The sequence below is a fragment of the Sphingopyxis sp. 22461 genome (assembly GCF_052044915.1).
Lineage (GTDB): Bacteria > Pseudomonadota > Alphaproteobacteria > Sphingomonadales > Sphingomonadaceae > Sphingopyxis.
In genome coordinates this window covers 82184-108807 of record NZ_JBQENY010000008.1, presented here as the reverse complement: position 1 = coordinate 108807, position 26624 = coordinate 82184, and the positions used below count along the sequence as shown (strand labels likewise).

Sequence of the window (26624 nt, the reverse complement as noted above, 5' to 3'; positions counted from 1 at the left end):
TCTGAAGGAAAATATCATGGCAACCTCCATTCGCCTCGCACGCGGCGGTTCGAAAAAGCGTCCTTATTACAAGATCGTCGTCGCCGATTCGCGCAGCCCGCGCGACGGCCGCTTCATCGAACGTATCGGCAGCTACAACCCGCTGCTCGCCAAGGACAATCCCGAGCGCATCAAGCTCGACGCCGACCGTGCGAAGCATTGGGTTTCGGTTGGCGCGCAGCCTACCGACCGCGTCGCCCGCTTCCTCGACGCCGCGGGCGTCCTTGAACGCGCTGCGCGCAACAACCCGAACAAGGCGGTTCCGGGCGAAAAGGCCAAGGAACGCGCCGAAGAAAAGGCCCAGAAGCTGGCTGACGCCGAAGAAGCCGCAGCCGCCGCAGCCGCCGCTCCGGCACCCGAACCCGAAGTGGTCGAAGAAGCCGCTCCGGAAGTGGTCGCTGAAGAAGCGCCTGCTGCTGAAGAAGCTGCTGCTCCCGAAGCTGCTGAATCGGACGCAACCGGTTCGGTGAAGAGCGAAGCGACCGCCGAAGCGGTTGCCGAAGCCGTCGCCGACGAAACCCCCGCCGACGCGACCGCCGAAGACGCGACCGCGATCGCCGAGGAAGTCGCCGAAGGCGGCCCGGTTGCCGAAGCCGCCGAAGAAGCTCCGGCTGCTGAAGAAGCGCCCGCTGAAGAAGCCGGCGAAGAAAAGGCCGAAGGCTAAGCCTTGGCCGACGCGTCGCGCCCCGTCACCCTCGCCGCCATCGCCGGCGCGCATGGGGTACGGGGCGAGGTGCGCCTCAAATTATTTGGCGAAGGCGCGGAGGCTCTCCGCGCCTTTTCCGTTTTTGAGGCGGGGGGTCGCAAGCTGACCCTCAAATCGGTGCGTCCCGCCAATCAGGGCGCGGTCGCGACCTTTGCCGAGGTCACCGACCGCAGCGCCGCCGAAGCGCTGCGTGGCACCCTCCTCACCGTCCCGCGCTCGGCGCTGCCGCCCTTGGGCGAGGGCGAATATTATCACCACGACCTGCTCGGCCTGCCGTGCGTGTCGACCGATGGCACGGCGATCGGCCATGTCGCCGCGATCGAGAATTTCGGCGCGGGCGACATTCTCGAAATCGAGAAGGCGGCCGAGCCCGGCAAAAAGGCCGCGCGCTTCATGGTGCCGATGACCGCACGGGCGGTGCCGGCATGGAACGACGACGGCGTGACGATCGACGCGGCGTTCGTCGAGTAACGGATAGTCCCATCCTTCCATCGTCACCCCGGGCTTGACCCGGGGTCCCGCTTCTTCGGCACATCCGTGACCGAAGCGGGTTGACCTCAAGAGCGGGACCCCGGATCAAGTCCGGGGTGACGGACAAGGAAATGTCGCGTCAGCTTGTCCAGGGAGGATCGTCATGCGCTTGAAATCGGGTCTCGTTTTTGCCGTCATTCTTGGCGTTTCCGTACCCTCCACCGCGCAAGAACCAACTCCCAAAACCCTCGACCAGCTCGCCCCCGAAATCGACGCGCTTTTCGCCCGATTCCAGACCGAGCAGCATGTCCCCGGGGTGGTCTATGGCGTCGTCAAGGACGGCAAGCTGGCCTATGTGAAGGGCCTGGGCGTCCAGAACATCACTGATAAGCGCCCGGTCACCCCCGACAGCCTGTTCCGCATCGCCTCGATGACCAAGGCGTTCACCGCGCTCTCGATCCTCAAGCTGCGCGACGACGGCAAGCTCCGCCTCGACGACCTTGCCGAACAATATGTGCCCGAAATGAAGGGCTGGACCTATCCGACGAAGGACAGCCCGCGCATCCGGGTGCGCGACCTGCTCCAGCATGTCGGCGGTTTCGTCACCGACGATCCATGGGGCGACCGCCAGCAGGTGCTGCCGCAGGAGGACTTCACCCGGATGATCGCGGCGGGGGTGCCGTTCAGCCGCGTGCCGCAGAGCAGCCACGAATATTCGAACTTCGGCTACGCGCTGCTCGGGCGGATCGTGACCAACGCCTCGGGCATGCCTTACACCGACTATGTCCAGCGGACGATCCTGACCCCGCTCGGCATGACGAGCAGCGGCTTCGACGCGCCCAAAGCGCCCAAGGCGCGCTACGCGCTCGGTTATCGCTGGGAGAATGAGCGCTGGACCGCCGAGCCCGAGATGGTCGACGGCGCGTTCAACAGCATGGGCGGGTTGCAGGTCAGCGCGAACGACTATGCCAAATGGGTGGCCTTCCTGCTTTCTGCGTGGCCCGCGCGCGACGATGCGGACAATGGCCCGGTCAAGCGCGCTACCGTTCGCGAGATCGCACAGGGGTTGAACTTCGTTTCGGTCGTCAACCGCACCGGCGCGAGCGGTGCCGACGCGTGCAAGCTGTCGAGCGCCTATGGCATGGGCTGGCGCGTCGCGCAGGATTGCGATCTCGGCCTGACGCTCGCGCACGGCGGCGGTTATCCGGGTTATGGCAGCCATGTGATGCTGATGCCCGATCACGGCGTCGGGGTGTTCGCGCTGTCGAACCGCACTTATGCCGGCCCGTCGGGCCCCGCATGGGACACCGCGGTCGCAATGGACAAGGCGGGGCTGCTCGAAACGCGCGCCGTGCCGTTGTCGCCCGCGGTGGCGGACGCCTATGCGGCGGCAAGGGCGGCTTATGCCGCGGGCGATCTTGGCCCGCTGCAGGGCAAGCTCGCGATGAACTTCCTGCTCGACCGCTCGGCCGACAATTGGAGGGCCGAATTTGCGAAATTGAAGGCGGAGGTGGGCGCGTGCCCGACCGACGAACCGCCCATGCCAACCGGCGCGATGTCGACCACCTTCCGCCTCAATTGCGCGAAGGGCAAGCTCGACGGAATTTTGCTGCTCGCGCCCACGACGCCCGCCACGATCCAGGCGCTGCGTTTTCGCGTGGTGCCGCCCGAGGCGCGCTGATGTCGACGGGGTGGGGCCTTTAGCAAGGGACGGCCCCACCCCGTTTCGCCCTGGACCTTGAGGGGAGGGGCAGGGATTCTTATCGCGCCCGGCGCGGACGCACGCCGCAGCGTGCGGCGACGCGGGTGAAGACGCTGTCTTCGCCCGGCGCGCTCGGCACCGCGATCCATTCGCCGAGGCGGCGGAACGGGGTCGCGAGCCAGTGGAGGCCGCGGGCGATATCGGCGCTGAAATGATCATGACCGTCATTCCAAACGCGCATGAACTGCTCGTCTTTCATCGTTCATCTCCTTTCGCTTGATGTTGCCTAGATGCACTTCCCGGCATCGCTCCGCCAACAAAAGGCGTAGACCATATTATAAGCTGAGCTTATAAGGTGGCATGTCCCGCCTGCCGCCCCTCGCCGCCGTACGCACCTTCGAAGCCGCCGGTCGGCTGCAGAATTTCTCGCGCGCCGCCGAGGAGCTGGGGCTGACGCAGGCCGCGGTGAGTTATCAAATCCGCCAATTGGAGGACCGCCTCGGCCGCGCGCTGTTCGTGCGCGAGAAAGGCCGCGTGCGGCTCTCCGAAACGGGCCAGCGGCTGCTCCCCGCGATCAGCAACGCCTTCGCGACGATGGGCGACGCCTTCGCCGCGCTCGGCAGCGACGAGGCGGACGTGCTGACGATCAACGCCGCGACCAGTTTCGGCGGCACCTGGCTCAGCGCGCGCATCGGCAGCTTCCAGCTCCAATATCCCGAACTCGCGGTGCGCATGGCGATGAGCAACGATCTCATCGACTTCGATGCCTCGAACGTCGACGTCGCGATCCGCATCGGCAAGGGCGTCTGGCCCGGGCTGCGTGCCGATTTCCTGATGCGCCAATATCTCGCGCCGATCGCCTCGCCGGCCTTTATCGAAGAACATGACATTCGCGAGCCCGCCGATCTGCTGCGCGTCCAGCGGCTGGCGCCGAACGACAGCTGGTGGGCCGAATGGTTCGCCTTGGCCGGCGTGGCGAGGCCGCCGGCGTCGACACGGCGCGGGATCGAACTCGACAGCCAGTTGCAGGAAGGCAGCGCGGTACAGGCGGGCTTCGGCGTCGCGATGATGACCCCGCTCTATTGGCAGGGCGAACTCGCGAGCAGGCGGATGGTCCAGCCCTTCGACACGCTCTATGTCTCGGCCTCGTCGGGCATGTGGCTCGTCCATCGCGACAATCGCGTCGGGGTGCGTAAGATCGAGCGCTTCCGCGAATGGCTGCACGCCGAAATCGAGAAGGATCGCCACCTGCTCACCGACGCGCTATTGGAGCCGCCGTCGCCGCCCGAACTGCGCTAGCGCCTCGCGCGGCGTTTCAACATGCTCGGCGCCCGGCGATAGACCTGCTGGAAAGCCGCGTTGAACGACCGCACGCTGCCAAAACCCGCTGCCAGCGCGATGTCGGTCATGCCCAGGTCGGTGGTATCGATCAGTCGCTTCGCGCGCTGAATGCGCGCGGTGCGCGCGGCGGCCAGCGGTGTCGTGTCGAGATGGCGGCGGAACAGCCGCGTCAGGTGGCGGGCGCCGATGCCGAGCCGCCCGGCCAGCGCCTCGACGTCGGCCTCGTCGAGCGCGCCGTCCTCGATCAGCCGCAGCGCGCGATCGACGGTCGCGCGGGTGCCGTTCCACGCCGGCGAGCGCGGCGCCGTTTCCGGCCGGCAGCGGAGGCAGGGGCGAAAGCCCGCGCGCTCGGCCGCCGCCGCGCTGCGATAATAGCTGACGTTGCGCGAGAGCGGCTGGCGCACCGGGCAGACCGGGCGGCAATAGATGCCGGTCGATTTGACCCCGATGAAGACAACCCCGTCATAGGCCGGATCGCGCGCATAGCGGACCCGTTCGCACAGCGCGAAATCGAGGTCGGGTTCGTCGGGCGGCGTCATGTGCCCTCTATACGGGAATCGGCCGCGTTTGTCCGGGGGGTGTCGGTGATCGCGTCCGATTCCTGCCAGCGATGGTGCGGCGACGCCGCTATCATCGGCGGCATATCCAGAGCAGGAGCAAGCCAGATGGCCTCGATCCACCACGAAATCTTCATTGCCGCCGATCCCGGCACGATCTGGGACGCCGCGCGCGACGTCGGCCGGCTTCACGACCGGCTCGTCCCCGGGTTCGTCGCCGCCACCGAAATGATCGAAGGCGACGGCGCGCCGGTACGCCGCGTCACCTTTGCGAACGGCGCGACGGCCGACGAAACGATCGTCTCGGTCGACGATGACCGCCGCCGCCTCGTCTGGGCGATCAAGGCGTTTGACCATCATAATGGCGCGCTCGAAGTCGCCGGGGCCGAAGGCGGCGCGCGGGTGCGCTGGACCGCCGACATCCTGCCCGATGCGCTCGCGCAGCAGGTCGCACCGATGATGGCAGAGGGGCTGGCGCGCATGAAGGCGCATATGGAGCGCGTGCGCGTCGACAGCTGACGCTTGCCAAGCGGGGGCAGTGGGCGGCATGGGGTAGCATGACCTTCACTGCCGTCCCCCTGACGCTTTACCCAGGCATGTTTCCCGGCCCGCTGGGGCACAGCATGGCGGGGCGCGCGCTCGAGAGTGGAACGTGGCAATGCGCGCCGGTACAGATTCGCGACTTTGCGACCGACAGGCACCGCACCGTCGACGACACGCCCGCAGGCGGCGGCGCGGGCATGGTGCTCAAGGCCGACGTCCTCGGCGCCGCGATCGACCATGCGGTGACGGCGCATCCGGACCTTCCGATTCTTGCGATGACCCCGCGCGGCACCCCGATCACGCAGGCGCGCGTGCGCCAGCTTTCGGCGGGCCCGGGCGCGATCATCCTCTGCGGCCGGTTCGAGGGATATGACGAACGCATCTTCGACGCGCGGCCGATCGAAGAGGTGTCGATGGGCGACCTCATCCTGTCGGGCGGCGAGATGGGAGCGCTGTTGCTGCTCGACGCTTGCATTCGGCTGCTTCCCGGCGTAATGGGCGCGGCTTCAAGCGGTGACGACGAATCGTTCGAAAACGGTTTGCTCGAATATCCGCACTATACCCGGCCCGTAAATTGGGAAGGGCGCACGATCCCCGAAGTGCTGCGATCGGGGGATCATGCGAAGATCGCAGCCTGGCGGAAACAACAGGCGGAAGATCATACACGGTTACGCAGGCCGGACCTTTGGGAGCGTCATATCGATGCTCGGGCCCGACCTGCCTCTGGCGCGCGGCGAAAAGAAAAGGACTAGAGGACATGAACCTCATCCAGACGATCGAAGCCGAAGAAATCGCCAAAGCGGCGAAGACGATTCCGACCTTCCGTCCCGGCGACACGCTGAAAGTCGGCGTGAAGGTGGTCGAAGGCGAACGCACCCGCGTCCAGAATTTCGAAGGCGTGTGCATCGCACGCTCGAACAAGGGCATGGGCTCCAACTTCACCGTGCGCAAAATGTCGTTCGGCGAAGGCGTCGAGCGCGTGTTCCCGCTCTATTCGCCCAACATCGACTCGATTACCGTCATCCGCAAGGGTGCCGTGCGTCGTGCGAAGCTTTACTATCTTCGTGGCCGCACTGGTAAATCGGCGCGTATTGCGGAGCGCCGCGAATACCGGTCGGAAGCCGGCGAAGGCTAAGGAGAGCTTCTCTCACCCAAAGCCGAAACAGCTTTCAAAAACGACCGGTTCCGCCAACAGGCAGAGCCGGTCGTTTTCTTTTGGGCAAAGCGAATTTCATGCAGCAGTCCGTCCTCCCGTTCCAGCCGACGCGGCGCGCCTTTCTTGGCGCGGTGCTCGCATTCGGCGTGTCGGGCGAGGCGGTGGCGCTCACCAATGCGCAGCGCATCGTCGCGGCGGCGCGGCGGCAGGTCGGTGTGACGCTGTCCTATGATCCGGCGTACAGTGTCCTTCGCTTTCCGAACGGCGATGTCGACCGCGCGAAGGGCGTTTGCACCGATGTCGTGATCCGCGCCTTCCGCGATGCGCTCGGCGCCGACCTGCAGGCGCTTGTAAATGCCGACATGAGGGCCAATTTTGCAGCCTATCCGAAGAATTGGGGATTGGGGCGCCCCGACCGCAACATCGACCATCGCCGGGTGCCCAACCTCGCGACCTATTGGCGGCGGCAGGGCGCCTCGCTGCCCGTAACGACCAACCCCGCCGACTGGCGCCCGGGCGACATCTTCACCGCGATGGTGGGTGGCCGTCTGCCGCACACCGGCATCGTGTCCGACCGCAAGGATACGACCGGCGTGCCGCTCGTCCTCCACAATATCGGTGGCGGGACGCGCGAGGAGGATGCGCTGTTCGACCACAAGCTGACCGGCCATTTCCGCTGGAAAGTCTGAATTATCGTAACGTTTTCAACCGAGTTCTTGCCTTGAGGAGTGAGTAAATGGGTTATCGTATCGTTGTCGCCGGAGCCACGGGCAATGTCGGGCGCGAAGTGCTCGCCATTCTCGCCGAGCGCGAATTTCCGATCGACGAACTGGCAGCGGTCGCATCGTCGCGCAGCCAGGGCACCGACGTCGAAATCGGCGACAGCGGCCGCACCGTCAAATGCCAGAATATCGACAATTTCGACTGGGCCGGCTGGGACATGGCGATTTTCGCGATCGGCAGCGACGCGACCGCGATCCACGCGCCGAAGGCCGCTGCGGCGGGCTGCGTCGTGATCGACAATAGTTCGCTCTATCGCATGGATCCCGACGTGCCGCTGATCGTGCCCGAGGTGAACCCCGATGCGATCGACGGCTATACGAAGCGCAACATCATCGCGAACCCGAACTGCTCGACCGCGCAGATGGTCGTCGCGCTGAAGCCGCTCCACGACGCTGCCAAGATCAAGCGCGTCGTCGTCTCGACCTATCAGTCGGTGTCGGGTGCGGGCAAGTCGGGCATGGACGAACTGTGGAACCAGACGCGTCAGATCTTCGTCGGCGACGAGAAGGACATCCAGAAGTTCACCAAGCAGATCGCCTTCAATGTCATTCCGCACATCGACAAATTCCTCGACGACGGCTCGACCAAGGAAGAGTGGAAGATGGTCGTCGAAACGAAGAAGATCCTCGATCCGAAGATCAAGGTCACCGCGACCTGCGTCCGCGTGCCGGTGTTCGTCGGCCATTCGGAAGCGATCAACATCGAGATGGAAGACGAGCTGTCGGCCGAGGATGCGCAGCGCATCCTGCGCGAAGCCCCCGGCGTCGTGCTCCACGACAAGCGCGAGGACGGCGGTTACATTACCCCCGTCGAATGCGTCGGCGATTTCGCGACCTTCGTCAGCCGCGTGCGCGAAGACTCGACGGTCGAAAACGGCCTCAACCTCTGGTGCGTCAGCGACAACCTCCGCAAGGGCGCGGCGCTGAACGCGGTGCAAATCGCCGAATTGCTCGGCCGCCGGCACCTCAAGAAGGGGTAAGTCCTGGTCCTCCCCGTCGCGAAGCGATGGGGAGGGGGACCGTTCGCGAAGCGAATGGTGGAGGGGCCGCGACCTTGCGCCAAAGCCCCTCCGTCAGCGCTCCGCGCTGCCACCTCCCCATGCCTGCGGCACAGGGAGGATTGCCTTGGCGAGATCGAGGCATCCAAGCTATGCCCTCGGTATGACCAGCCCCTACGCCTTCACCCACGCCCTCTGCCGCGCCCCCGCCCGTTCGGCGGTCAAGGGTATCCGCGCCAACGGCGGTCCCGACCCCGACTTCGCCGTCCTCGCCGCCGAACATGAATCCTATGTTAGCGCGCTCCGCGACCTCGGCCTCGCCGTCGAAGTCCTGCCGCCGCTTGACGATTTCCCCGACGCGCTGTTCACCGAAGACGTCGCGCTGACCTTTCCCGAGGGCGCGATCCTGCTTCGCCCCGGCGCACCGAGCCGCGCGGGCGAAGTGGCGCATATCCGCGAGGCGCTCGCGGCGCGCCACGCCACTGTGCTCGAAATGACCGGCCCCGGCCATGTCGACGGCGGCGATGTGCTGCGCCTTGCCGACCGCGTGATTATCGGCCTGTCCGATCGCACCGACCGCGCGGGCGCCACCGAACTCGCGGCTTTGCTCGCGCGGCTCGGTTATCGCGCCCAGATCGCGGTCACGCCCGCGGGCGTGCTCCATTTCAAGACCGGCTGCAGCCTGATCGACGAAAGCACGATCCTCGCCGTACCCGCGATGCGCGATTGCCCCGAATTTGCGGGCCTCGAAGTCGTGCTGACCCCGCCCGGCGAGGGAGGGGCGGCGAATATCCTGCGCGTGCGCGATACCGTCCTCATCGGCGCGCGCTGGCTGGCGACGCAGGCGATGCTGGCGGCGCGCGGCGTATCTTTCCGCCCGATGGCGACCGACCAGATCGCGCGCATCGACGCGGGGCTCAGCTGCATGTCGCTGCGCTGGTGACGCATCGAAAATCGCTGTCCTACAATATCTTGCTGCATTAGGTCTTCGGCATGATGAAAGCCCTGACGCCGCGCCCGATACATGCATTTGCGAGTGAAGTTAGGCAGTTTTCCGCCATTTCTGCCTTGACGGATTTCGATCGATGACGGCCGGTTCGGCGCCCCCGAAAGCGCAAAGGCCGCTGATCGGCCTGCTCCTTGCGCTCCTCCTCCTCGCGCAGATCGACCAGCCCTATCCCGAGGTCGCGCTGCTCCAGCATATCCCGACGATGCTGCTGATCGTTGCGGCGCCCTGGCTGCTCCGCCGCTGGCCGCTATCGACGCCAGCCGTCGCGTGCATCGTCGCCTTCATGGTGCTCCACACGCTCGGCGGGCGCTACGCCTACAGCAATGTCCCCTATGACGACTGGGCGCGCGCGCTGACCGGCACCAGCCTCTCCGACACCTTCGGGTGGACGCGCAACCATTATGACCGGCTCGTCCATTTTGCCTTCGGCGCGCTGTCGGTGATCCCCGTCGCCGAAATCGCACGGCGCTGGGGTGGTCTCGGCCCGCGCGGTGCGGCCTTAACCGTGCTTGGTTGGGTCTTGGCGATCTCAAGCCTCTACGAAATCTTCGAATGGCTGCTCACCATCGTCGCGGCGGGTGAGACCGCCGATCGCTATAATGGGCAGCAAGGCGATATCTGGGACGCGCAAAAGGATATGGCGCTGGCAACGCTCGGTGCGATATTGGGGATGGCGATGGGGCCGATCGTCGGAAACAGGAGATAGGCATGCGCAAGTTCACGACCCTCGCGATGGTGGCGCTGCTCGCCGCGTGCAAACCCGCCGCCGAAAAGGCCCCGGTTGATGCCGACCCTGTCGCGCCGGCGGTGCCTGAGGCGAAGAACGACGGCCCGAACGCGGCGACCACCGCGGTCAGTCTCGATGGCGAAGGGCTGCGCTTCGTCGACACGAACAGCGGCAAGACCAGCCTGCTCGCCTTCGGCGTCCCGCGCGCACAGGCGGAGGCCGCGCTCGCCAATGTCGCGGGCAAGGAAGACGACCGCAGCACCAACGCCGAATGCGGCGCGGGATCGATGGAATTCACGCGCTACGACGCGATGACGCTCAATTTCCAGGACGGCAAATTCGCCGGCTGGTTCCTCGGCAACGAACCCGGCGCCGACAGCTATTCGACGATGAGCGGCATCGCCATCGGCACGACGCGCGCCAAGGCGAAGGAATCGGTGACGATCGTCGACCTCGAGGACAGCACGCTGGGCGAGGAATTCAGCATCGGCACCGGCGACAAGGTGATCGGCGGCATGTTCGCCGCGCCCGGCGACGCGGCAAAGATCGACGCGTTGTTCGCCGGCACCAACTGCTTCTTCCGCTGATATGGCGCGGGAAATCACCGGCGGCTGCCGCTGCGGCCAACTGCGTTACAGCTTCGAGCAGGACGGGCCGCTCCTCAACTATTGCTGCCACTGTCTCGATTGCCAGAAATCGACCGCGAGCGCCTTTGCCGATCAGCTGATCGTATCGACCGATACGCTGACGCTGACCGGGCGAAGCGTGACATTCTCGACCGAGCGCCCCTCGGGCGGCACCACGACCAACCAGCATTGCCCCGACTGTTTCAGCCGCGTGTGCAATGCGAACACCGTCTATCCCGCGATGACGATCGTGCGCGCGGGGACGCTTGACGATCCGTCGGGCCTCGAACCCTTCGCGCATATATGGACCAGCCGGAAACGTGGCTGGATCGCGATCGACCCGGCGGTGCCGACCTTCGCCGAAAGCCCCGATCCGACGGAGTTCATGCGGCTGGCGATGGCGCGACGAGAGGCCTGAGCGGCTGCTAATGACCGAAAGCCGTCGTCAGCAACGGACCACCTTAGGTCCGTCAGTTCGGTGGCGGTGGCCAAAATGTGGCCTGTTCAAACCGGACATTATCTACCCTGTCGATTTCCAGAACGTAGGGCATTTCGTCCATCGGAGGTAAGTGTGGGTCACCCGCTGTGGAGGTGTTTCGTTTCCGCAAAATGCCGGTGAAATCGGCATGATAATCATCGGGCCCGCCCATCCCGATCTTAAAGGCGCTTCGAGTGTCGCCTACCGACGAGTGTTTTGGATTCAAGAAACTACTGCGCAAATTCGGTCTGAAGTCGGGATCGATCGAAAAATTCCGGCACCGGTCTGACCCCATCAGTGAGCCATGATAGTTAAAACCATACCAGGCGCGTACAGTGACTGAGTCATTGATCCGCTTTTTACCAGATCGGGCCAGATCGCACACATCGATAGGAGCGTCTGCCGAGCTGCCTGAACAACCAGCGGCAAGATTGGCGGCGACCAGAATTAAAAGGGTTCGTACTGCAAACATGGAAGGAAATTGCATGGTGCAGCGCGCGATTGCAACGTCCGCTTCCCACGCCAAAGCAGACGCCTCGATTAATGCCCCATATCCGCCGCCGACGCCTTCGGCCCGCCCGGCTTCGGCGGCCGTAGCAGCAGCACCAGCGGCACCGAGGCCAGCGTCACCCACATCATCGCCCAAAAATCGTCGATATAGGCGACCATCGCCGCCTGCCGGTTGATCTCGGCATTGATCATCGCCATCGCCGTGTCGCCCGCGATGCCGAAGCGGTCGGCGGTCGACGGGTCGAGCAGGCTGACCGAGCTGTTGGTGACATGCGCCGCCAGATCCGCGTGGCTCCGCTGGATGTTCGAACCGAGCAGGGTGGTGACGATCGAGATGCCGACCGATGCGCCGAGGCTGCGGAACAGGTTGAGCAGGCTCGACCCGTCGGTGCGATACTGCGGCTGGATCGTCGCGAACGCCATGGTGTTCAGTGGAATGAAGATCAGCCCCATGCCGAGGCCCTGCACCAGCCCGCTGATGATCACGGGCTGCATCCCCATCGCGAGCGACCAGTGGCTCATCTGCCATAACGAATAGGCCGCGGTGAGGAGCCCGGTGCCGACCAGCCAGCGCGCGTCGATCTTGCCGAGCAATTGTCCCGCGACCCACATGCTCGCGAGGATACCGACACCGCGCAGCGCGAGCGCGACGCCGGTATCGATTACCGGCCAGCCGAACAGATTCTGCAGCATCGGCGGCAGCAGCGCCATCGACGCGAACATCACGACGCCGATCACGACCATGAACCCCATCGCGGTGACGAGGTTGCGGTCGGCGAGCATCTTGCGGCTGAACAGCGGCGCCTGCGCGGTGAACATATGGACGATGAACATCCACAGGCAGGAGACGGCGACGCCCATTTCGATCCAGATTTCGATGCTGTCAAACCAGTCCTGATGCGCGCCGCGGTCGAGCATCAGTTGGAGCGCGGCGAGGCCGAGCGCGAGCATCGAAAAACCGAACAGGTCGAAGCGCCGTGTGACGCTTCGCGTCTTGGGCAGCAGCGCCCACATCATCGCGAGCGTGATGAGCCCGACGGGCAGGTTGACGTAAAAGACCCAGCGCCAGTTGACGCTTTCGGTCAGCCAGCCGCCCAATATCGGGCCGAGGATCGGCCCGATCATGATCCCCATGCCCCAGATCGACATCGCGCGCGCGTGGCGTTCGGGCGGATTGATGTCGAGCATCACCGATTGCGACAGCGGCCCGATAAAGGCCGCGCTGACCCCCTGCAGGAAACGGAAGGCGACCATCTGCTCGAGCGTCTGCGCGGCGCCGCACGCCATCGACGCGACGATGAAGCCCGCGACCGCGGCCATGAACAATTCGCGCCGCCCGATGCGGTCGGCGAGCCAGCCGGTGATCGGCATCGCGACCGCCGAGGCGAGGATATAGCTCGTCAGCACCCACGTCACCGTCTCGCTCGTCGCGCCCAATGCCGACTGCATGTGCGGGATCGCGACGTTGGCGATCGTCGTGTCGAGGATCTGCATGATCGACGCGCCCATGACGGCGACGGTCAGCAGCCCGCGATAGCGCACGCGTTCGTGCAGCGGGATCGACTCGTCGTCGGGGAGCGCCGCGGCCGACGGCCGGCGGGGGAGGGCATTGCTCGCCACGGGACCTTACTTCGTAATCACCCGCACATCGGCCGACAGCCCCGCGATCATGTCGCGCGCGGGCTTTTCGTCGAAGGCGATGCGCACCGGCACGCGCTGCGTCACCTTGACCCAGTTGCCAGTGGCGTTTTGCGCGGGCAGCACCGAAAATTCGCTACCGGTGCCCGCGCCGATCGTCAGCACATGACCGCGCACCTTCACGCCGGGATAGGCGTCGAAGCTGATTTCGGCGCGCTGGCCGACACGCATATCGGCGAGGTCGGTTTCCTTGAAATTGGCTTCGACCCACGGATGCGCGGTATCGACCAAAGTGACCGCGGGAAGCCCGGCGACCATCATCTGGCCGACCTGCAGCCGGTCCGACTGCGCGATCCGGCCCGCGCTCGGCGCGCGAACCGTCGTGCGGCCCATGTTCACCTCGGCCTGCGAACGCTGGACGCGCGCCGCCTCGACCTGCGGGTTGATTCCGCTCGATGGGCCGGCGGCGAGCTTGGCGCGCGCTTCCGCGGCGGCGGCTTCGGCTTGACGTACGCTCTCGCGCGCCTGCTGGAGCGCGTGGCGCGACGCGTCATAGGCGGCTTTGGTCGTGAAGCCCTTTTCCATCAACGCTGCCTGCCGCTCGAAAGTGACCTGCGCGAACTTCACATCCTCACGTGCCGCGGCGATGTCGACGCTCGACGTGTTCGCGCTCGCCGAGAGGTTGCCGACCTCGACCTCGGCGGCGTCGATCGCCGCGGTCGCCTGCGCGACGGTCAGCGCATAGGGTTCGCCGTCGATGCGGAACAGCAGCTGGCCTTTCGCGACCTGCTGGCCGTCGCGCACGGCGACTTCGGTGATCCGTCCGCCGACTTCGGCGGCGACCGACACCTTGTCCATCTGGACATAGGCGTTGTCGGTCGACACCGACCCGCCGCTCGTCAGCCACCAGCCGGCACCGCCCGCGATCAGGGCCAGGGGCAGGCCGAACATCAGGATGCGCGTGCGCCAGCTCGCCTTGGGCGCGGCCTCGTTTTCGAGTGCCGGGTTCGGCAAGGGGTCGGCCTTTGGCGCGGCCTTGGGCGGCGTCACCTTTTCGGCCTTCGGGCGGGATGGGGAGAGCTGGTCCATCAAACGGTCTCTTCTTCTTTTTGGCATATACGGCGGGACAAATTGGCGCGAACGCGTTCGACAAGATCGATCAGCTGGTCGCGCTCGGCGTCGCTCAGCCCTTCGGTGGCTTCGCCGGTCAGCGCGTCGGCCATCTCGCGCATCCCGCCGAGCAGGTCGCCCGCGCGGGGGGTCAGATAGAGGCGCCACGCGCGGCGGTCGGCAGGGTCGGCGCGGCGCTCGACCAGCTCGCTTTCGACCAACCGGTCGACCATGCGCGACAAGGTAATCGGCTCGACCTCAATCAGCTCGGCGAGCGGCCCCTGACGGATGCCTTCGTGGCGCTTGAGATAGGTAATCAGCCGCCATTGCAGCGCGGTAATGCCGCTGCCCTTCGTGCGCGCGTTGAACGAACGGCGAAACAGCCGCGCCGTGTCGTTCAGCAGGAATCCGATCGTTTCACTCATGTCATACGATATAATAGCAATTGCTACTATTTTCAACATCCGGATTTTGCAGCCAACAATCTCGAATCCGGTGTAAATTTTCTTTACACTGCTTGCGTCGGCCGCGTTTTTCGGCAGGATGACGTCATGAGTTTGACCGCAGACCTCTTCTGGTCCTTTCGCTCGCCGTACAGCTATCTCGCTATCGGCCGTTATCGCGCGCTCGCCGCCAGCCACGATGTGACGATCAACCTGCGCCCCGTCTATCCACTCGCAATCCGCCAGCCCGACTTCTTCGAGCGCAACCACCCCAACTGGCTGAGCTATACGATGCGCGACATGATCCGCGTCGCGCAATTTCATGGCATTCCCTTCGGTCCGCCGCGTCCCGACCCGATCGTGCAGGACATGGCGACGCGCACGATCGCGGCCGAGCAGCCCTATATCTATCGCCTGACGCGGCTCGGGCAGGCGGCATCGCGGCGCGGCAAGAGCCTTGCCTTCGCGCACGAGGCGGCGCAGCTCATCTGGGGCGGCGCGCAGGACTGGCACCTCGGCGATCATCTGGCGGGTGCGGCGAAGCGCGCGGGCCTCGACCTGGCCGAACTCGATGCCGAAGCCGTCAGCGACGCCGAGCTACTCGACAATGAAATCGCCGCCAACCAGGTCGCGCTCGAAATCGCCGGTCATTGGGGCGTGCCAACCCTGGTGTTCGATGGCGAACCCTTTTTCGGGCAGGACCGCATCGAAATGGCGAAGTGGCGCATGGAGCAAAAGGGCCTGCGCCCACGCTGATCGGCGCTTGCCGAACCGGGCGTGAAGGGCGCATAGCGCGGCGCATGACGATCGAACCTCAATATTTCGAGGCGCGCGACGGCGTGCGGCTGGCGTGGCGCGAGATGGGTCCAGAAACGGGGGGCGGGCGGCCGCTGTTGCTGCTCCACGGCCTGTTTTCGAGCGGCGAGGTCAACTGGATCAAGTTCGGCACTGCCGCGCGCGTCGCATCCGAGGGCTATCGCGTGATCATGCCCGATCTGCGCGTCCACGGGTCGAGCGACGCGCCGCACGAGGAGGAATATTATCCGTCCGACGTGCTCGTGCGCGACCTTGAGGATCTGGTGGCACATCTGGGCCTGACCGATTTCGACCTCGGCGGCTTTTCGCTCGGCGCGCGCACCAGCGTCCGCGCGGTCGTCGCGGGGATGAAGCCGCGCCGGCTGATCCTCGGTGGCATGGGGCTGGCAGGGCTCGCCGGCTGGCAGCGGCGCGGGCAATTCTTCAAGCGCGTCATCGCCGAATATGAGACGGCAAAGCGCGGCGACGACACATGGCTGTCGATCCAGTTCATGAAAACGATGAAGGTCGATCGCATCGCCGCGGGGCATCTGCTCGACAGCTTCACCGACACGGCGCCCGCGATGCTGGCGGCGATCACGATGCCGACGCTCGTCGTGTGCGGTGCTGACGATCAGGACAATGGTTCGGCGCCCGAACTCGTCGCCGCGCTCGCCGACGCGCGGCTCGCAACGATCCCGGGCACGCATATGTCGAGCGTCACCCAACCCGAGCTGGGCGATGCGATCGCCGCCTTTCTCGCGGCTTGACCGGACTCGCGCGAAGCGCCTAGCTGTTGCCATGTGCCGCAGAGCGCTGACAAAATATTCCAGAGGACGCACCCCATGAAAGCCATGATTTCGACGCTGTCGCTTGCCTTGTCGCTCGCGGTGGCAACCCCCGCTTTTGCCCAAACTGCGCCGACGGCGGCCCCCACCGCCGCTGACGCCGATGCCTTTATCGCGTCGGTCGAAAAGGACCTGTTCGACTATACGGTCGAGGCGAGCCAGGTGAACTGGGTCAACAGCACCTATTTGACCGAAGATACCGATGCGATGGCGTCGAGGATCAACGCCGTCGGCACCGAGAAATCGGTCAAATATGCGCTCGAAGCCGCCAAATATAAGGATGTGGCGGGGCTCGGCGCCGACACCAAGCGCAAGCTCGACATATTGCGCACCGGGATTGTGCTGCCCGCGCCGACGACGCCGGGCGCCGCGACCGAGCTCAACACGATCGCGACCGACCTGCAGTCGCAATATGGCAAGGGCCGCGGCACGCTGGACGGCAAGGAAATCTCGGGCTCGGACATCGAGGCCGCGATGGGCGACCTCAAGCACACGCCGGCGCAGTTCGCCGAAATGTGGACGAGCTGGCACGACAAGGTCGGCGCGCCGATGAAGGACGATTATGCCAAGCTGGTCGGCATCGCGAACGCCGGCGCGAAGGAACTCGGCTTCGCCGACACCGGCGCGATGTGGCGTTCGGGTTACGACATGCCGCCCGAGGAATTCGCCAAGGTCACCGAGAAGATCTGGCAGGATATGAAGCCGCTCTATGTCGCGCTCCACACCTATGTCCGCTGGAAGCTGAACGAGAAATATGGCGACGCGGTGCAGGCCAAGACCGGTCCGATCCGTGCCGACCTGCTCGGCAATATGTGGGCGCAGGAATGGGGCAATATCTACCCGCTCGTCGCGCCCGCGGGAACCGGCGACCTCGGCTATGACATCGGCGACCTCTTGACCGCGCAGGGCAAGACCCCGCTCGACATGGTCAAGGCGGGCGAGAATTTCTATTCGTCGCTCGGCATGGCGCCGCTGCCCGAAACCTTCTGGAAGCGCAGCCAGTTCCTGAAGCCCGCCGACCGCGAAGTCGTCTGCCACGCCTCGGCGTGGGATATCGACAACAAGGACGATATCCGCATCAAGATGTGCATCAAGGTGAATGCCGACGACTTCATCACGATCCACCACGAACTCGGCCACAATTATTACCAGCGCGCTTATAACAAGCAGCCATTCCTGTACCTCAACGGTGCCAACGACGGCTTCCACGAGGCGATCGGCGATTTCGTCGCGCTGTCGATCACCCCGCAATATCTTGTCGACATCGGCCTGCTCGACAAGGCGAAGGTGCCCGCCGCCGACAAGGACATCGGCCTGCTGCTCCGGCAGGCGATGGACAAGGTCGCCTTCCTGCCCTTCGGCCTGCTCGTCGACCGCTGGCGCTGGGGCGTCTTCGACGGTTCGATCCAGCCCGCCGACTACAACAAGAAATGGACCGAGCTGCGCACGCAATATCAGGGTATCGTCCCGCCGGGCGCGCGGCCGGCGAACGCGTTCGATGCGGGTGCGAAATTCCATATCCCGGGCAACACGCCCTACACGCGCTATTTCCTCGCGCGCGTGCTGCAGTTCCAATTCTATCAGGCGGCGTGCAAGCAGGCGGGGTGGAAGGGGCCGCTCCACCGCTGCTCCTTCTATGGCAACAAGGAGGTCGGCGCGAAATTGAACGCGATGCTCGAAATGGGTGCGTCGAAGCCGTGGCCCGACGCGCTGCAAGCCTTCACCGGCAGCCGCGAGATGTCGGGCAAGGCGATGGCCGATTATTTCGCGCCGCTGAAGACGTGGCTCGACCAGCAGAACAAGGGCAAGCCGCAGGGCTGGTGAGCCGGGCGATCGACGACAAGCAGAAAGGCCGGGGCGTCGCCGCCCCGGCCTTTTTCATTGCGCCTCGACCGCCTGTTTGAAGCGCGCGAGCCGCGCGCTCGCGGCGGCGGCGTGCGGACCGATCCAGCGGTCGTGGATGTCCTGGATCGGCACCGCGTTGAGGTGGTTCCAGCGTTCGCGGCCGCGCCGCTCGGCGATCACCAGCCCCGCATCCTCCAGCACCTTCAGATGTTGCATCACCGTGCAGCGGTCGATGTCGGCAAAATGGGCGCACAGCGCGCCAGTCGTCAGCGGCTGGTCCTTCAGATCGTCGAGAATCTGGCGCCGGATCGGCGAGGCGAGCGCCTTGAAGGTCGCGTCGAACTGGTCGTGAATTGACATGTTACATAAATATAACATAAAAGAGTGCGACTCAAGCGGAGAATGGACATGGAACTGAAATTCAGGGTCGCGGCGCGGATCGCGAAGCCGGTGCACGAGGTGTTCGAGGCGGTCGCAGACCCCGCGAAGCTGTCGAACTATTTCACCACGGGCGGCGCAAAGGGCCGGCTCGAGACCGGCGCTACGGTCGAATGGGACTTTCACGACTTTCCCGGCGCCTTTCCGGTCTGGGTGATCGAGGTGGTGCCCGACGAGAAAATCGTCCTCGAATGGCAGGCGAACGAAGGCGAGCCGCCCAATGTGGAAGGCGGCGCGCACAAGGACGCCGATTACCGGACGCGGGTGACGATGAGCTTCAAGGGGCTCGACGACGGGCGCACGATGGTCGAGATCGCCGAGGAAGGCTGGCGCGAAAATCAGGGTGCGCTCGGCGCCTCCTATGGCAATTGCCAGGGGTGGGCGCAGATGCTCTGCGCGCTCAAGGCGTGGACCGAGCATGGGATCAACCTGCGCGAGGGCATGTATATCTAGCCGCGCGATCGCCGACAGAACGGCCATTGCGGGCGGCGTTGCGAACGACGCGGCCGGGCGATAGGCTGGCCGCATGACAAGCGCACCGCCGGTGATGGTCCTCGGTTGCGGCCGAAGCGGCACCTCGATCTTCGGCGAGCTGTTCGACGGCCTCGATCGCTACATCTATCAAAGCGAACCGGCGTTCGAGGCGGTGTTGGCGGCCGACTACAGCACGCCGCAGGCGTTCAAGGTGCCGCGCGAAAGCGACCTTCATCCGGCAAGGCCGGGCCTGTCCTTTCCGCTCGACCGCTTTCTGGAGGTGGCGCCCCGCGCCCGCCTGTTCTGGATCGTGCGGAATCCGCTCGACGCCGTCTGTTCGCTGCGCGTCGGAATCGCGAAGCAATGGGGGCATCATCCGAGGCCGCCCGACTGGAAGGACTGGCTTGCCGAGCCCCTGATCGCGCGATGCGCGCATCATTGGGCTTTCCTCAATATCGCGGGATATGCGCAGGTCGAACATTGCGCCACGCTGGTCCGGTTCGAGGAGATGATCGCCGATCCGGTGCAGTTTTTGGCCCGGATATGCGAGGTTCTGGCGATCGATCCCGCCGCCAATGCCCCGCATCTCGCGAGGTGGGCGAAGCGGGTGCAGAACAGCAACAACAAGGACTTTATCGAAGCGCAGACCTCGCGGAGCTATTCACGGCCGGACCATAGGGTCCGCGTCGACCGCTGGCGCGAGAATCTGACCGACGAAGAGGCCGCTGCGATCTGGGATATGGTCGGCGAGACGGCGCAGGCGCTGGGCTACCGCGCCCCGGCTTGAAATCGGCGCTGAGGACGGGCGTCAGCCCGGGGTTTCGAAGCGCAGTGGCCGCGAGCCAATCGGGGCACCGGTGTTGGCGTCGACCACCACCGGGCGCACGGCCTCACCCGTTTCATCGTCGAGGTGGCGGCTGAGCGCGCCGGCGCCGTTATATTTGCGCCCCCACGCGCCGATCGCCATCAGGATCGGCAGGAAGTCGCGCCCCCCCTCGGTGAGCAGATATTCGTCGCGCGGCGGGCGCTGACTGTAGCGCCTCTTCTCGATCAAACCAGCATCGGCAAGCGCCGACAAGCGCCGCGACAAGATGTTCGGCGCGATGCCGAGGCTGGTGCGCAATTGCTCGTACCGCGTCAGCCCGCGCTCGATATCGCGGAGCACCAACATGCTCCAGCGGTCGCCGACGCGCATCAACCCGCGATCGACGGGGCAGGTGCCCAAATTATTTTCGTCGCTGCTCATTGAAGTCACATAAGGCAGTCACTATCATTTTGCAAGCGACTCGCGGCGGGCTTTTCTCGTCCTCGGGGCCGCCTCACAAGGAGCAATGATTTGACTATCCCGAGTGGAACGGCCCTGATCACGGGCGCTTCGACCGGCCTTGGCGCCGTCTATGCCGACCGCCTCGCCAAGCGCGGGCACGACCTGATCCTTGTCGCACGCAACGGCGCGCAGATGGAAGAACTCGCCGCAAAGCTGCGCGCCGAAACCGGCGCCCAGGTCGATGTGATCGCCGCCGACCTTACCCACGGCGACGATGTGACGCGGATCGAGCAGCGGCTGGCGGGCGATGCCGCGATTACGCTGTTCGTCAACAATGCCGGCATGTCGCTGAACGGCGGCACGCTGGAGAATAGCCCCGCCGAGATCGAGACGATCATCGCCCTCAACATCGCCGCCGCCGCGCGGCTCGCGATTGCGGCGGGCAAGGCGTTCGGCGCGCGCGGCAAGGGGGCGATCGTCAACATCGCCTCGGTCCTTGCGCTCGCTCCCGAAGCCTATGAAGGCGTCTACAGCGGTTCGAAGGCGTTCCTGCTCAACCTCAGCCTTTCGCTCGCGAACAGCCTGCGCGAACAGGGCGTGACGGTGCAGGCCGTGCTGCCCGGTGCAACGCGCACCGAAATCTGGGAACGCTCGGGCAAGGACATCGATGCCTTCCCGGCCGAGATGGTGATGGATGCCGGCGATCTTGTCGATGCTGCACTGCTCGGACTCGATAGCGGTGAGGACGTGACGATTCCGCCGCTTGCCGATGAAAGCCAGTGGGGTGCCTATCACGCGGCGCGGCTGGCGATGGGGCCGGGACTGTCGCGGCGTGACGTCGCCGAGCGCTATCGGGCAACAGAAGCGGTTTGAAACCCCGTTGGGTCAGTGACGTTCCCAACATTCGTCATTCCCGCGAAAGCGCGAACCCAGTGGCTATGGCAGCTCGCTGGGTCCCCGCTTTCGCGAGGATGACGAAGTAGGAAATTGAGCGGCAACTACGGGTCGAAAGCCGCCGTCAGCGGAACGGCGGCTCGTTGAACGCGCGGAGTTTGCGGCTATGGAGCTTGGCGCCCTCGTCGCGCATCGTCTCGCACGCGCGGATGCCGATCTGGAGATGCGCGGCGATCGCTTCCTCGTAGAAGCGGTTCGCCTGTCCGGGGAGCTTGAGTTCGCCGTGGAGCGGCTTGTCGCTGACGCAGAGCAGGGTGCCGTAGGGGACGCGGAAGCGATAACCCTGCGCGGCGATCGTGGCGCTTTCCATGTCGATGCCGATCGCGCGCGACTGCGAGAAGCGGAGCGCGCTGTCGGTATAGCGCAGCTCCCAATTGCGGTCGTCGGTGGTGACGACGGTGCCGGTGCGCATGCGTTTCTTGAGGTCGGCGCCGGTCGCGCCCGACACCGTTTCGGCGGCGCTTGCCAAAGCTTGTTGCACTTCGGCGATCGGCGGAATCGGAATGGCGACCGGCAGCACCGCGTCGAGGATATGATCGTCGCGGAGGTACGCGTGCGCGAGAACATAATCGCCGATGCGCTGGCTGGGGCGGAGGCCGCCGCAGTGGCCGATCATCAGCCACGCTTCGGGCCGCAGCACCGCGAGATGGTCGCAGATCGTCTTGGCGTTCGACGGGCCGACGCCGATGTTGACAAGCGTGATGCCGCCGCCGTCGGGCGCGATCAAATGATAGGCGGGCATCTGGTGCCGCCGCCACGCGCTGTCGGCGACGAGCGCGCTGGCGTTGACGCCGGGCTGGTCGACGTAGAGGCCGGCGGCGCCCGCGAGCGCGGTGTAGCGGCCCTGGCCGACCTGCGCCCCGGCCCAGGCGACGAATTCGTCGACATAGCGGTGGTAGTTGGTGAACAGGATGTAACGCTGGAAATGCTCGGGCGCGGTGCCGGTGTAATGGCGGAGGCGCGCGAGCGAAAAGTCGGTGCGCAGCGCATCGAACAGCGCGAGCGGCTGCGCCGCCGAGGGATCCTGTCCGAACAATCCGTCGGCGAGTTCGTCGCCGATGTCGGCCAATTCCGTGGTCGGGAAATGGCGTGCGAGTTCGAGCGGGGTGACCCCGCCCATGTCCGACCCGTCGCTGGCGTCGAGCACGTAAGGGAAGGGGATCTGCTGTCCGGTGCGCGTGACTTCGAGCGTGATGTCATAGTGGCGCGCGAGGAGCATGAGCTGGTCGCGCAGATAGTCGGCGAACAGGTCGGGGCGCGTCACCGTGGTTTCGAAGGTGCCCGCGCGTTCGAAGCGGCCGAAGGAGAGATTATGCCCCTTCTGTCCCTCGCGCTGTTCGCCGGTGGTGACGAGGCGGATCGCGGGATAGTCGAACAGGCCCTTCGCCGCGGCGTCGGCCGGCGGCAGCGTGCGATCGCGGACATAGGCGGCGATGGCCGATTTGAGATTGGAGACCGACGTCCGGAACGCGGTTTGAAGTTCGGCGATGATGTCGTCGACGAGCGCGGTGGGGTCGGTGGTGTCTTGCGATGAGTTGGATGTCATCGCGTCGCTGTTGCATGAAAATGTGACAAAAGGGAAGGGGGCAGCCCGTTGGCTGCCCCGCCCCGGATTCTTACAGCTGCTCGAGCATATGGTCGGCGCTCGACACCTTGAATTCGCCGGGAGCTTCGACGTTGAGCTGTTCGACGACGCCGTCGTTGACGATCATCGAGAAACGCTGGCCGCGCTTGCCCATGCCGAACGCCTTGCCGTCCATGGTCAGGCCGACCGCTTCAGCGAAATCGCCATTGCCGTCGGCGAGCATCGTCACCGCGTCGCCGGCATTCGCATTCTTGCCCCATGCGCCCATCACGAAAGCGTCGTTGACTGCGGTGCAGACGATTTCGTCGACGCCCTTGGCCTTCAGTTCGCCCGCCTTGTCGACATAGCCCGGCAGGTGCTTGGCCGAGCAGGTCGGGGTGAAGGCGCCGGGAACCGAGAAGAGCGCGACGCGGCGGCCCTTGAAATAATCGGCGGTGTTGACCTGTTCGGGGCCGCTTTCGGTAACCTTTACGAAAGTGGCGTCGGGCAGCTTGTCTCCGGTCTGGATCGTCATGGTCGGCATCCTTTCACTCGAGGGGATTTTGATGGCGGTGACATCGGGTGCGCCGGTCGCCAAGTCAAGCGCGGCGCGGCGGTTGATCGAAAAGCTGGACCGCGCCGCCGCGACGCGGCATGGTGGCGCTTATGAGCACAGACCCCACCTGGTTCACCGGCCAGCTGCTGCTTGCGCTGCCGGGCATCGGCGATCCCCGTTTCGAACATTCGGTGATCGCGATGATCAGCCATGACGAAGAGGGTGCGATGGGGATCGGCATCGACGATCCGATCGAGGGCATGACCGTCGGGGCGGTGCTCGACCAGCTCGAAATCGCGCACGAAGTGCCGCTCGACCAGCCGGTGTTTCTCGGCGGACCGGTCGAGCCGTCGCGGGGCTTCGTCCTCCATAGCCTCGACTGGGGCGGGCAGGAGGCGGTGCAGGTCGGCGATCGCTGGATGGTGTCGAGTTCGCACGATATCCTGCGCGCGATCGGCGAGGGACGCGGCCCGTCGCGCTGGCTGGTCGCACTCGGTTATGCCGGATGGTCGCCGGGGCAGCTCGAAGGCGAAATGGTTCGCCACGGCTGGCATGTCACGCCGGGCAGCGACGGCCTGTTATTCGAAACGCCGCCCGCCGAGCGATGGCAGGCGGCGTTTGCCGAAGCGGGAGTGGACGCCCGCTTGCTCACGACCGAAGGCGGCGAGGCTTAGCGCGCGAGCGCGAGCAGCGGGCGGCCAGTGTCGAGATTGGCGCGCGCGGTGCGTGCGGCCCAGCGCGAATCGACATAGCGGCCGTCGGCGAGTTCGAGATCGTAGCGGATCGGGCTGCCGATTGCGTTGTCATAGGCGGCGGCGGCTTCGGCGGTGCGACCCAGACGAGCGTAAGCGGTGCCAAGATTGATCAGCCGCGACGGGTCGCGGGCATCGAGGCCGGTGTCGCCGGTCAGCTTTTCGACAGCAGCCCGATTTTCGCCGGCCTTCAGCTCGGCATAAGCGACCGGAAGAACCTCCGAATCAGCTTGCGGCGCGGTAACAACGACGATCGATTGCGCCGCAGCGGGGTTCGCGAAAGCCAGTGCGAAGAGCGGCAGCAGAATTTTTTTCATCTTTCGTATCTCCCCGAAAACTTTCGCCGATTTTCTCGCGCGCCGGGCAAAAAGTCAATATTTTCGGGGGTTTGTAACACTGTTGTCACAATAGCGAATTAAGCTGAACGCAAGGCGCATTATAAGTCAGGATTTTCAGAATCTTGGCGATAGCGACTCGTTGTCACAAAGTCGTGGCAGCGAATGTCACAATTGCGTCCGCTAAAAATTATTTTCGTGAGGCCGGTGCATTTTGCGCCGCCGATTCGTGCGTCCGGCATCCGGGCGGGCGGTGTCGATATTGCGATATAAAGAAAAGTTTATATTTGATCGGCGGCGACGTTTCGGCTAGGGCGCCGGGCATAATTACCTGACTTTTCGTGGCCGCTCGCCTGCGGCCGAACTCGCCTACAGGAGACTTAACCGTGGCCACTCTCGCCGCCGATACCCGTGATTATGTGATCGCCGACATCGGCCTCGCCGACTTCGGTCGCAAGGAAATCAATATCGCCGAAACCGAAATGCCGGGCCTGATGGCGCTGCGCAGCGAATTCGGCGCGGCGCAGCCGCTCAAGGGCGCACGCATCGTCGGTTCGCTCCACATGACGATCCAGACCGCGGTGCTGATCGAGACGCTGACCGCGCTCGGCGCCGACGTCCGCTGGGCGACGTGCAACATCTTCTCGACCCAGGATCACGCCGCCGCCGCGATCGCCGCGACGGGCGTGCCGGTGTTCGCGGTGAAGGGCGAAAGCCTCGCCGATTATTGGGACTATGTCGGCCGCATCTTCGACTGGGGCGTGGAAGATGGCACGACCTGCAACCTGATCCTCGACGACGGCGGCGACGCCACGATGTTCGCGCTGTGGGGCGCGAAGCTCGAAGCCGGGCAGGAAATGCCCGCGCCCGAGAATGAAGAAGAGATCGAGATGCAGCGCGCGCTGAAGGCGTTCGTTGCGGCGAACCCCGGTTACCTCACCAAGACGGTCAAGGCGATCAAGGGCGTGTCGGAAGAAACGACGACCGGCGTCCACCGCCTGTACCACATCGCCAAGAAGGGCGAGCTGCCCTTCCCCGCGATCAACGTCAACGACAGCGTCACCAAGTCGAAGTTCGACAACCTCTATGGCTGTAAGGAATCGCTCGTCGACGCGATCCGCCGCGGCACCGACGTGATGCTCGCGGGCAAGGTCGCCACGGTTGCCGGCTTCGGCGACGTCGGCAAGGGCTCGGCCCAGTCGCTCCGCAACGGCGGCGCGCGCGTCCTCGTCACCGAAATCGACCCGATCTGCGCGCTGCAGGCGGCGATGGAAGGCTTCGAGGTCGTCACGATGGACGAAGCCGTCAAGCGCTCGGACATCTTCGTCACCGCGACCGGCAACGCCGACGTGATCACCGCCGAGCATATGGCGGCGATGAAGAATATGGCGATCGTCTGCAACATCGGCCACTTCGACAGCGAGATCCAGATCGCGGCGCTCGCGAACTACAAGTGGACCGAAGTGAAGCCGCAGGTCGACCTGGTCGAATTCCCCGACGGCAAGCAGATCATCATCCTGTCGAAGGGGCGCCTCGTGAACCTCGGCAACGCGACGGGCCACCCGAGCTTCGTGATGTCGGCGAGCTTCACCAACCAGACGCTCGCGCAGATCGAGCTGTGGACGCGGAGCGAGCAGTATAAGAACGACGTCTACGTCCTGCCCAAGCATCTCGACGAAAAGGTCGCGGCGCTTCACCTCGAAAAGCTGGGCGTAAAGCTCAGCCAGCTGAGCCAGAAGCAGGCCGATTATATCGGCGTGCCGGTCGCAGGCCCGTTCAAGCCCGACCATTATCGTTACTGACCGGTCGAGGGCCTCGCCCTCTTCGCAACGATAAAAAACTGTGGACGGCGCGCCCATCGGACGATGCGGCGCGCCGATCCGTAATGACATGCGATTGAAACATGACTCTATCGCCTTTAGGGCTGGCGATCATGCGCGCGGGACATCCGGACAAGCGA

At 65.0% G+C, this 26624-nt stretch carries 31 protein-coding genes and 1 pseudogene; 21 read left to right on the top strand and 11 right to left on the bottom strand.

Features of this window, described 5'->3' with window-relative positions:
* Nucleotides 1–16 precede the first annotated feature (16 nt).
* The 3 genes and pseudogenes from rpsP to ACTJI5_RS14565 all read left to right on the top strand — a co-directional run.
* Nucleotides 17–490, top strand: a pseudogene (gene rpsP / locus ACTJI5_RS14575) (30S ribosomal protein S16); the annotation flags it as partial.
* 216 nt (nucleotides 491–706) lie between these two features.
* Entirely contained in the window at nucleotides 707–1216 is a 510-nt protein-coding gene (gene rimM, locus ACTJI5_RS14570; protein ID WP_440860832.1) for a ribosome maturation factor RimM, read from the top strand.
* 163 nt (nucleotides 1217–1379) lie between these two features.
* On the top strand, nucleotides 1380–2897 hold the full coding sequence (locus ACTJI5_RS14565; protein WP_440860831.1) for a serine hydrolase domain-containing protein: 1518 nt from the start codon (nucleotides 1380–1382) through the stop codon (nucleotides 2895–2897).
* Between the two features lie 79 nt (nucleotides 2898–2976).
* Here the strand turns inward: ACTJI5_RS14565 and ACTJI5_RS14560 are convergent, their stop codons facing one another.
* Nucleotides 2977–3177, bottom strand: a complete 201-nt coding sequence (locus tag ACTJI5_RS14560) for a hypothetical protein (protein WP_058537761.1) — start codon at nucleotides 3175–3177, stop codon at nucleotides 2977–2979.
* 101 nt (nucleotides 3178–3278) lie between these two features.
* On the opposite strand from ACTJI5_RS14560, the gene ACTJI5_RS14555 reads away from it, so the two are divergent.
* Nucleotides 3279–4217 carry a LysR substrate-binding domain-containing protein gene (locus tag ACTJI5_RS14555; protein ID WP_440860830.1) on the top strand — a complete coding sequence of 313 codons (939 nt, stop codon included), beginning with the start codon at nucleotides 3279–3281 and terminating at the stop codon, nucleotides 4215–4217.
* Here ACTJI5_RS14555 and ACTJI5_RS14550 read toward each other — a convergent pair.
* Nucleotides 4214–4798, bottom strand: coding sequence for a bifunctional transcriptional activator/DNA repair enzyme AdaA (locus tag ACTJI5_RS14550; protein WP_440860829.1), 585 nt, complete (start codon nucleotides 4796–4798; stop codon nucleotides 4214–4216). The two genes, ACTJI5_RS14555 and ACTJI5_RS14550, sit on opposite strands and share 4 nt — an antisense overlap.
* 126 nt (nucleotides 4799–4924) lie before the next feature.
* On the opposite strand from ACTJI5_RS14550, the gene ACTJI5_RS14545 reads away from it, so the two are divergent.
* From ACTJI5_RS14545 to ACTJI5_RS14505, 9 genes are all read left to right on the top strand, one after another.
* Complete coding sequence (locus ACTJI5_RS14545) at nucleotides 4925–5335, top strand: SRPBCC family protein (protein WP_440860828.1); 411 nt, start codon at nucleotides 4925–4927, stop codon at nucleotides 5333–5335.
* 38 nt (nucleotides 5336–5373) lie between these two features.
* Nucleotides 5374–6111, top strand: coding sequence for a tRNA (guanosine(37)-N1)-methyltransferase TrmD (gene trmD / locus ACTJI5_RS14540; RefSeq protein WP_440860827.1), 738 nt, complete (start codon nucleotides 5374–5376; stop codon nucleotides 6109–6111).
* Nucleotides 6112–6116: 5 nt separating this feature from the next.
* Nucleotides 6117–6494 carry a 50S ribosomal protein L19 gene (rplS, locus tag ACTJI5_RS14535; RefSeq protein WP_037513643.1) on the top strand — a complete coding sequence of 126 codons (378 nt, stop codon included), beginning with the start codon at nucleotides 6117–6119 and terminating at the stop codon, nucleotides 6492–6494.
* Nucleotides 6495–6592: 98 nt separating this feature from the next.
* Nucleotides 6593–7204: a DUF1287 domain-containing protein gene (locus ACTJI5_RS14530; RefSeq protein ID WP_325545289.1), complete on the top strand. Its 612-nt coding sequence runs from the start codon at nucleotides 6593–6595 to the stop codon at nucleotides 7202–7204.
* Between the two features lie 47 nt (nucleotides 7205–7251).
* Nucleotides 7252–8277, top strand: coding sequence for an aspartate-semialdehyde dehydrogenase (locus ACTJI5_RS14525; RefSeq protein WP_440860826.1), 1026 nt, complete (start codon nucleotides 7252–7254; stop codon nucleotides 8275–8277).
* Nucleotides 8278–8458: 181 nt separating this feature from the next.
* The gene (locus ACTJI5_RS14520; protein WP_440860825.1) at nucleotides 8459–9238 is read left to right on the top strand and encodes a dimethylarginine dimethylaminohydrolase family protein; all 780 of its coding nucleotides are present in this window, start codon (nucleotides 8459–8461) and stop codon (nucleotides 9236–9238) included.
* A 142-nt stretch (nucleotides 9239–9380) separates the two neighbouring features.
* A complete protein-coding gene (locus ACTJI5_RS14515; RefSeq protein WP_440860824.1) occupies nucleotides 9381–10010 on the top strand; it encodes a DUF2238 domain-containing protein in 630 nt (209 codons plus the stop codon).
* 2 nt (nucleotides 10011–10012) lie between these two features.
* A complete protein-coding gene (locus ACTJI5_RS14510) occupies nucleotides 10013–10618 on the top strand; it encodes a hypothetical protein (protein ID WP_440860823.1) in 606 nt (201 codons plus the stop codon).
* A 1-nt stretch (nucleotide 10619) separates the two neighbouring features.
* Nucleotides 10620–11075 (top strand): GFA family protein, encoded by a 456-nt coding sequence (locus tag ACTJI5_RS14505; RefSeq protein WP_440860822.1) that lies wholly within the window; start codon nucleotides 10620–10622, stop codon nucleotides 11073–11075.
* A 52-nt stretch (nucleotides 11076–11127) separates the two neighbouring features.
* On the opposite strand, the gene ACTJI5_RS14500 is transcribed toward ACTJI5_RS14505, so the two are convergent.
* The 4 genes from ACTJI5_RS14500 to ACTJI5_RS14485 are packed head-to-tail and all read right to left on the bottom strand — an operon-like array spanning nucleotide 11128 to nucleotide 14818.
* Nucleotides 11128–11661: a hypothetical protein gene (locus ACTJI5_RS14500; RefSeq protein WP_440860821.1), complete on the bottom strand. Its 534-nt coding sequence runs from the start codon at nucleotides 11659–11661 to the stop codon at nucleotides 11128–11130.
* A gap of 14 nt (nucleotides 11662–11675) precedes the next feature.
* Entirely contained in the window at nucleotides 11676–13265 is a 1590-nt protein-coding gene (locus ACTJI5_RS14495; RefSeq protein ID WP_440860820.1) for an MDR family MFS transporter, read from the bottom strand.
* A 6-nt stretch (nucleotides 13266–13271) separates the two neighbouring features.
* Nucleotides 13272–14372 (bottom strand): HlyD family secretion protein, encoded by a 1101-nt coding sequence (locus ACTJI5_RS14490; protein WP_440860819.1) that lies wholly within the window; start codon nucleotides 14370–14372, stop codon nucleotides 13272–13274.
* Nucleotides 14372–14818, bottom strand: coding sequence for a MarR family winged helix-turn-helix transcriptional regulator (locus ACTJI5_RS14485; protein WP_440860818.1), 447 nt, complete (start codon nucleotides 14816–14818; stop codon nucleotides 14372–14374). The genes ACTJI5_RS14490 and ACTJI5_RS14485 overlap by 1 nt, the downstream gene beginning before the upstream one ends.
* 126 nt (nucleotides 14819–14944) lie before the next feature.
* Here ACTJI5_RS14485 and ACTJI5_RS14480 point away from each other — a divergent pair, with 126 nt between their 5' ends.
* From ACTJI5_RS14480 to ACTJI5_RS14470, 3 genes are all read left to right on the top strand, one after another.
* On the top strand, nucleotides 14945–15592 hold the full coding sequence (locus tag ACTJI5_RS14480; RefSeq protein WP_440860817.1) for a 2-hydroxychromene-2-carboxylate isomerase: 648 nt from the start codon (nucleotides 14945–14947) through the stop codon (nucleotides 15590–15592).
* 44 nt (nucleotides 15593–15636) lie between these two features.
* Nucleotides 15637–16401, top strand: a complete 765-nt coding sequence (locus ACTJI5_RS14475; RefSeq protein ID WP_440860816.1) for an alpha/beta fold hydrolase — start codon at nucleotides 15637–15639, stop codon at nucleotides 16399–16401.
* Between the two features lie 75 nt (nucleotides 16402–16476).
* Nucleotides 16477–18303, top strand: a complete 1827-nt coding sequence (locus ACTJI5_RS14470) for a M2 family metallopeptidase (RefSeq protein WP_440860815.1) — start codon at nucleotides 16477–16479, stop codon at nucleotides 18301–18303.
* A 54-nt stretch (nucleotides 18304–18357) separates the two neighbouring features.
* Here the strand turns inward: ACTJI5_RS14470 and ACTJI5_RS14465 are convergent, their stop codons facing one another.
* Nucleotides 18358–18684 carry an ArsR/SmtB family transcription factor gene (locus tag ACTJI5_RS14465; protein WP_058537775.1) on the bottom strand — a complete coding sequence of 109 codons (327 nt, stop codon included), beginning with the start codon at nucleotides 18682–18684 and terminating at the stop codon, nucleotides 18358–18360.
* Nucleotides 18685–18732: 48 nt separating this feature from the next.
* Between ACTJI5_RS14465 and ACTJI5_RS14460 the strand changes: the two genes are divergently transcribed.
* Nucleotides 18733–19215, top strand: coding sequence for an SRPBCC family protein (locus ACTJI5_RS14460; protein WP_058537776.1), 483 nt, complete (start codon nucleotides 18733–18735; stop codon nucleotides 19213–19215).
* Nucleotides 19216–19288: 73 nt separating this feature from the next.
* Nucleotides 19289–20023, top strand: coding sequence for a sulfotransferase (locus ACTJI5_RS14455; protein WP_440860814.1), 735 nt, complete (start codon nucleotides 19289–19291; stop codon nucleotides 20021–20023).
* Nucleotides 20024–20044: 21 nt separating this feature from the next.
* Here ACTJI5_RS14455 and ACTJI5_RS14450 read toward each other — a convergent pair whose 3' ends face one another.
* Nucleotides 20045–20482: a winged helix-turn-helix transcriptional regulator gene (locus ACTJI5_RS14450; protein WP_440860813.1), complete on the bottom strand. Its 438-nt coding sequence runs from the start codon at nucleotides 20480–20482 to the stop codon at nucleotides 20045–20047.
* Between the two features lie 90 nt (nucleotides 20483–20572).
* On the opposite strand from ACTJI5_RS14450, the gene ACTJI5_RS14445 reads away from it, so the two are divergent.
* A complete protein-coding gene (locus ACTJI5_RS14445) occupies nucleotides 20573–21376 on the top strand; it encodes an SDR family NAD(P)-dependent oxidoreductase (RefSeq protein WP_440860812.1) in 804 nt (267 codons plus the stop codon).
* Nucleotides 21377–21521: 145 nt separating this feature from the next.
* Here the strand turns inward: ACTJI5_RS14445 and ACTJI5_RS14440 are convergent, their stop codons facing one another.
* Together ACTJI5_RS14440 and ACTJI5_RS14435 are read right to left on the bottom strand one after the other, a co-directional pair.
* Nucleotides 21522–23003, bottom strand: a complete 1482-nt coding sequence (locus ACTJI5_RS14440) for an AMP nucleosidase (RefSeq protein ID WP_440860811.1) — start codon at nucleotides 23001–23003, stop codon at nucleotides 21522–21524.
* A gap of 70 nt (nucleotides 23004–23073) precedes the next feature.
* Nucleotides 23074–23556 carry a peroxiredoxin gene (locus tag ACTJI5_RS14435; protein WP_248455136.1) on the bottom strand — a complete coding sequence of 161 codons (483 nt, stop codon included), beginning with the start codon at nucleotides 23554–23556 and terminating at the stop codon, nucleotides 23074–23076.
* A 131-nt stretch (nucleotides 23557–23687) separates the two neighbouring features.
* On the opposite strand from ACTJI5_RS14435, the gene ACTJI5_RS14430 reads away from it, so the two are divergent.
* Entirely contained in the window at nucleotides 23688–24251 is a 564-nt protein-coding gene (locus ACTJI5_RS14430; RefSeq protein WP_058537851.1) for a YqgE/AlgH family protein, read from the top strand.
* On the opposite strand, the gene ACTJI5_RS14425 is transcribed toward ACTJI5_RS14430, so the two are convergent.
* A complete protein-coding gene (locus ACTJI5_RS14425; RefSeq protein WP_310257276.1) occupies nucleotides 24248–24646 on the bottom strand; it encodes a hypothetical protein in 399 nt (132 codons plus the stop codon). The genes ACTJI5_RS14430 and ACTJI5_RS14425 overlap by 4 nt on opposite strands.
* 404 nt (nucleotides 24647–25050) lie before the next feature.
* On the opposite strand from ACTJI5_RS14425, the gene ahcY reads away from it, so the two are divergent.
* The gene (gene ahcY, locus ACTJI5_RS14420; RefSeq protein WP_439512419.1) at nucleotides 25051–26466 is read left to right on the top strand and encodes an adenosylhomocysteinase; all 1416 of its coding nucleotides are present in this window, start codon (nucleotides 25051–25053) and stop codon (nucleotides 26464–26466) included.
* The last annotated feature ends 158 nt before the right edge of the window (nucleotides 26467–26624 follow it).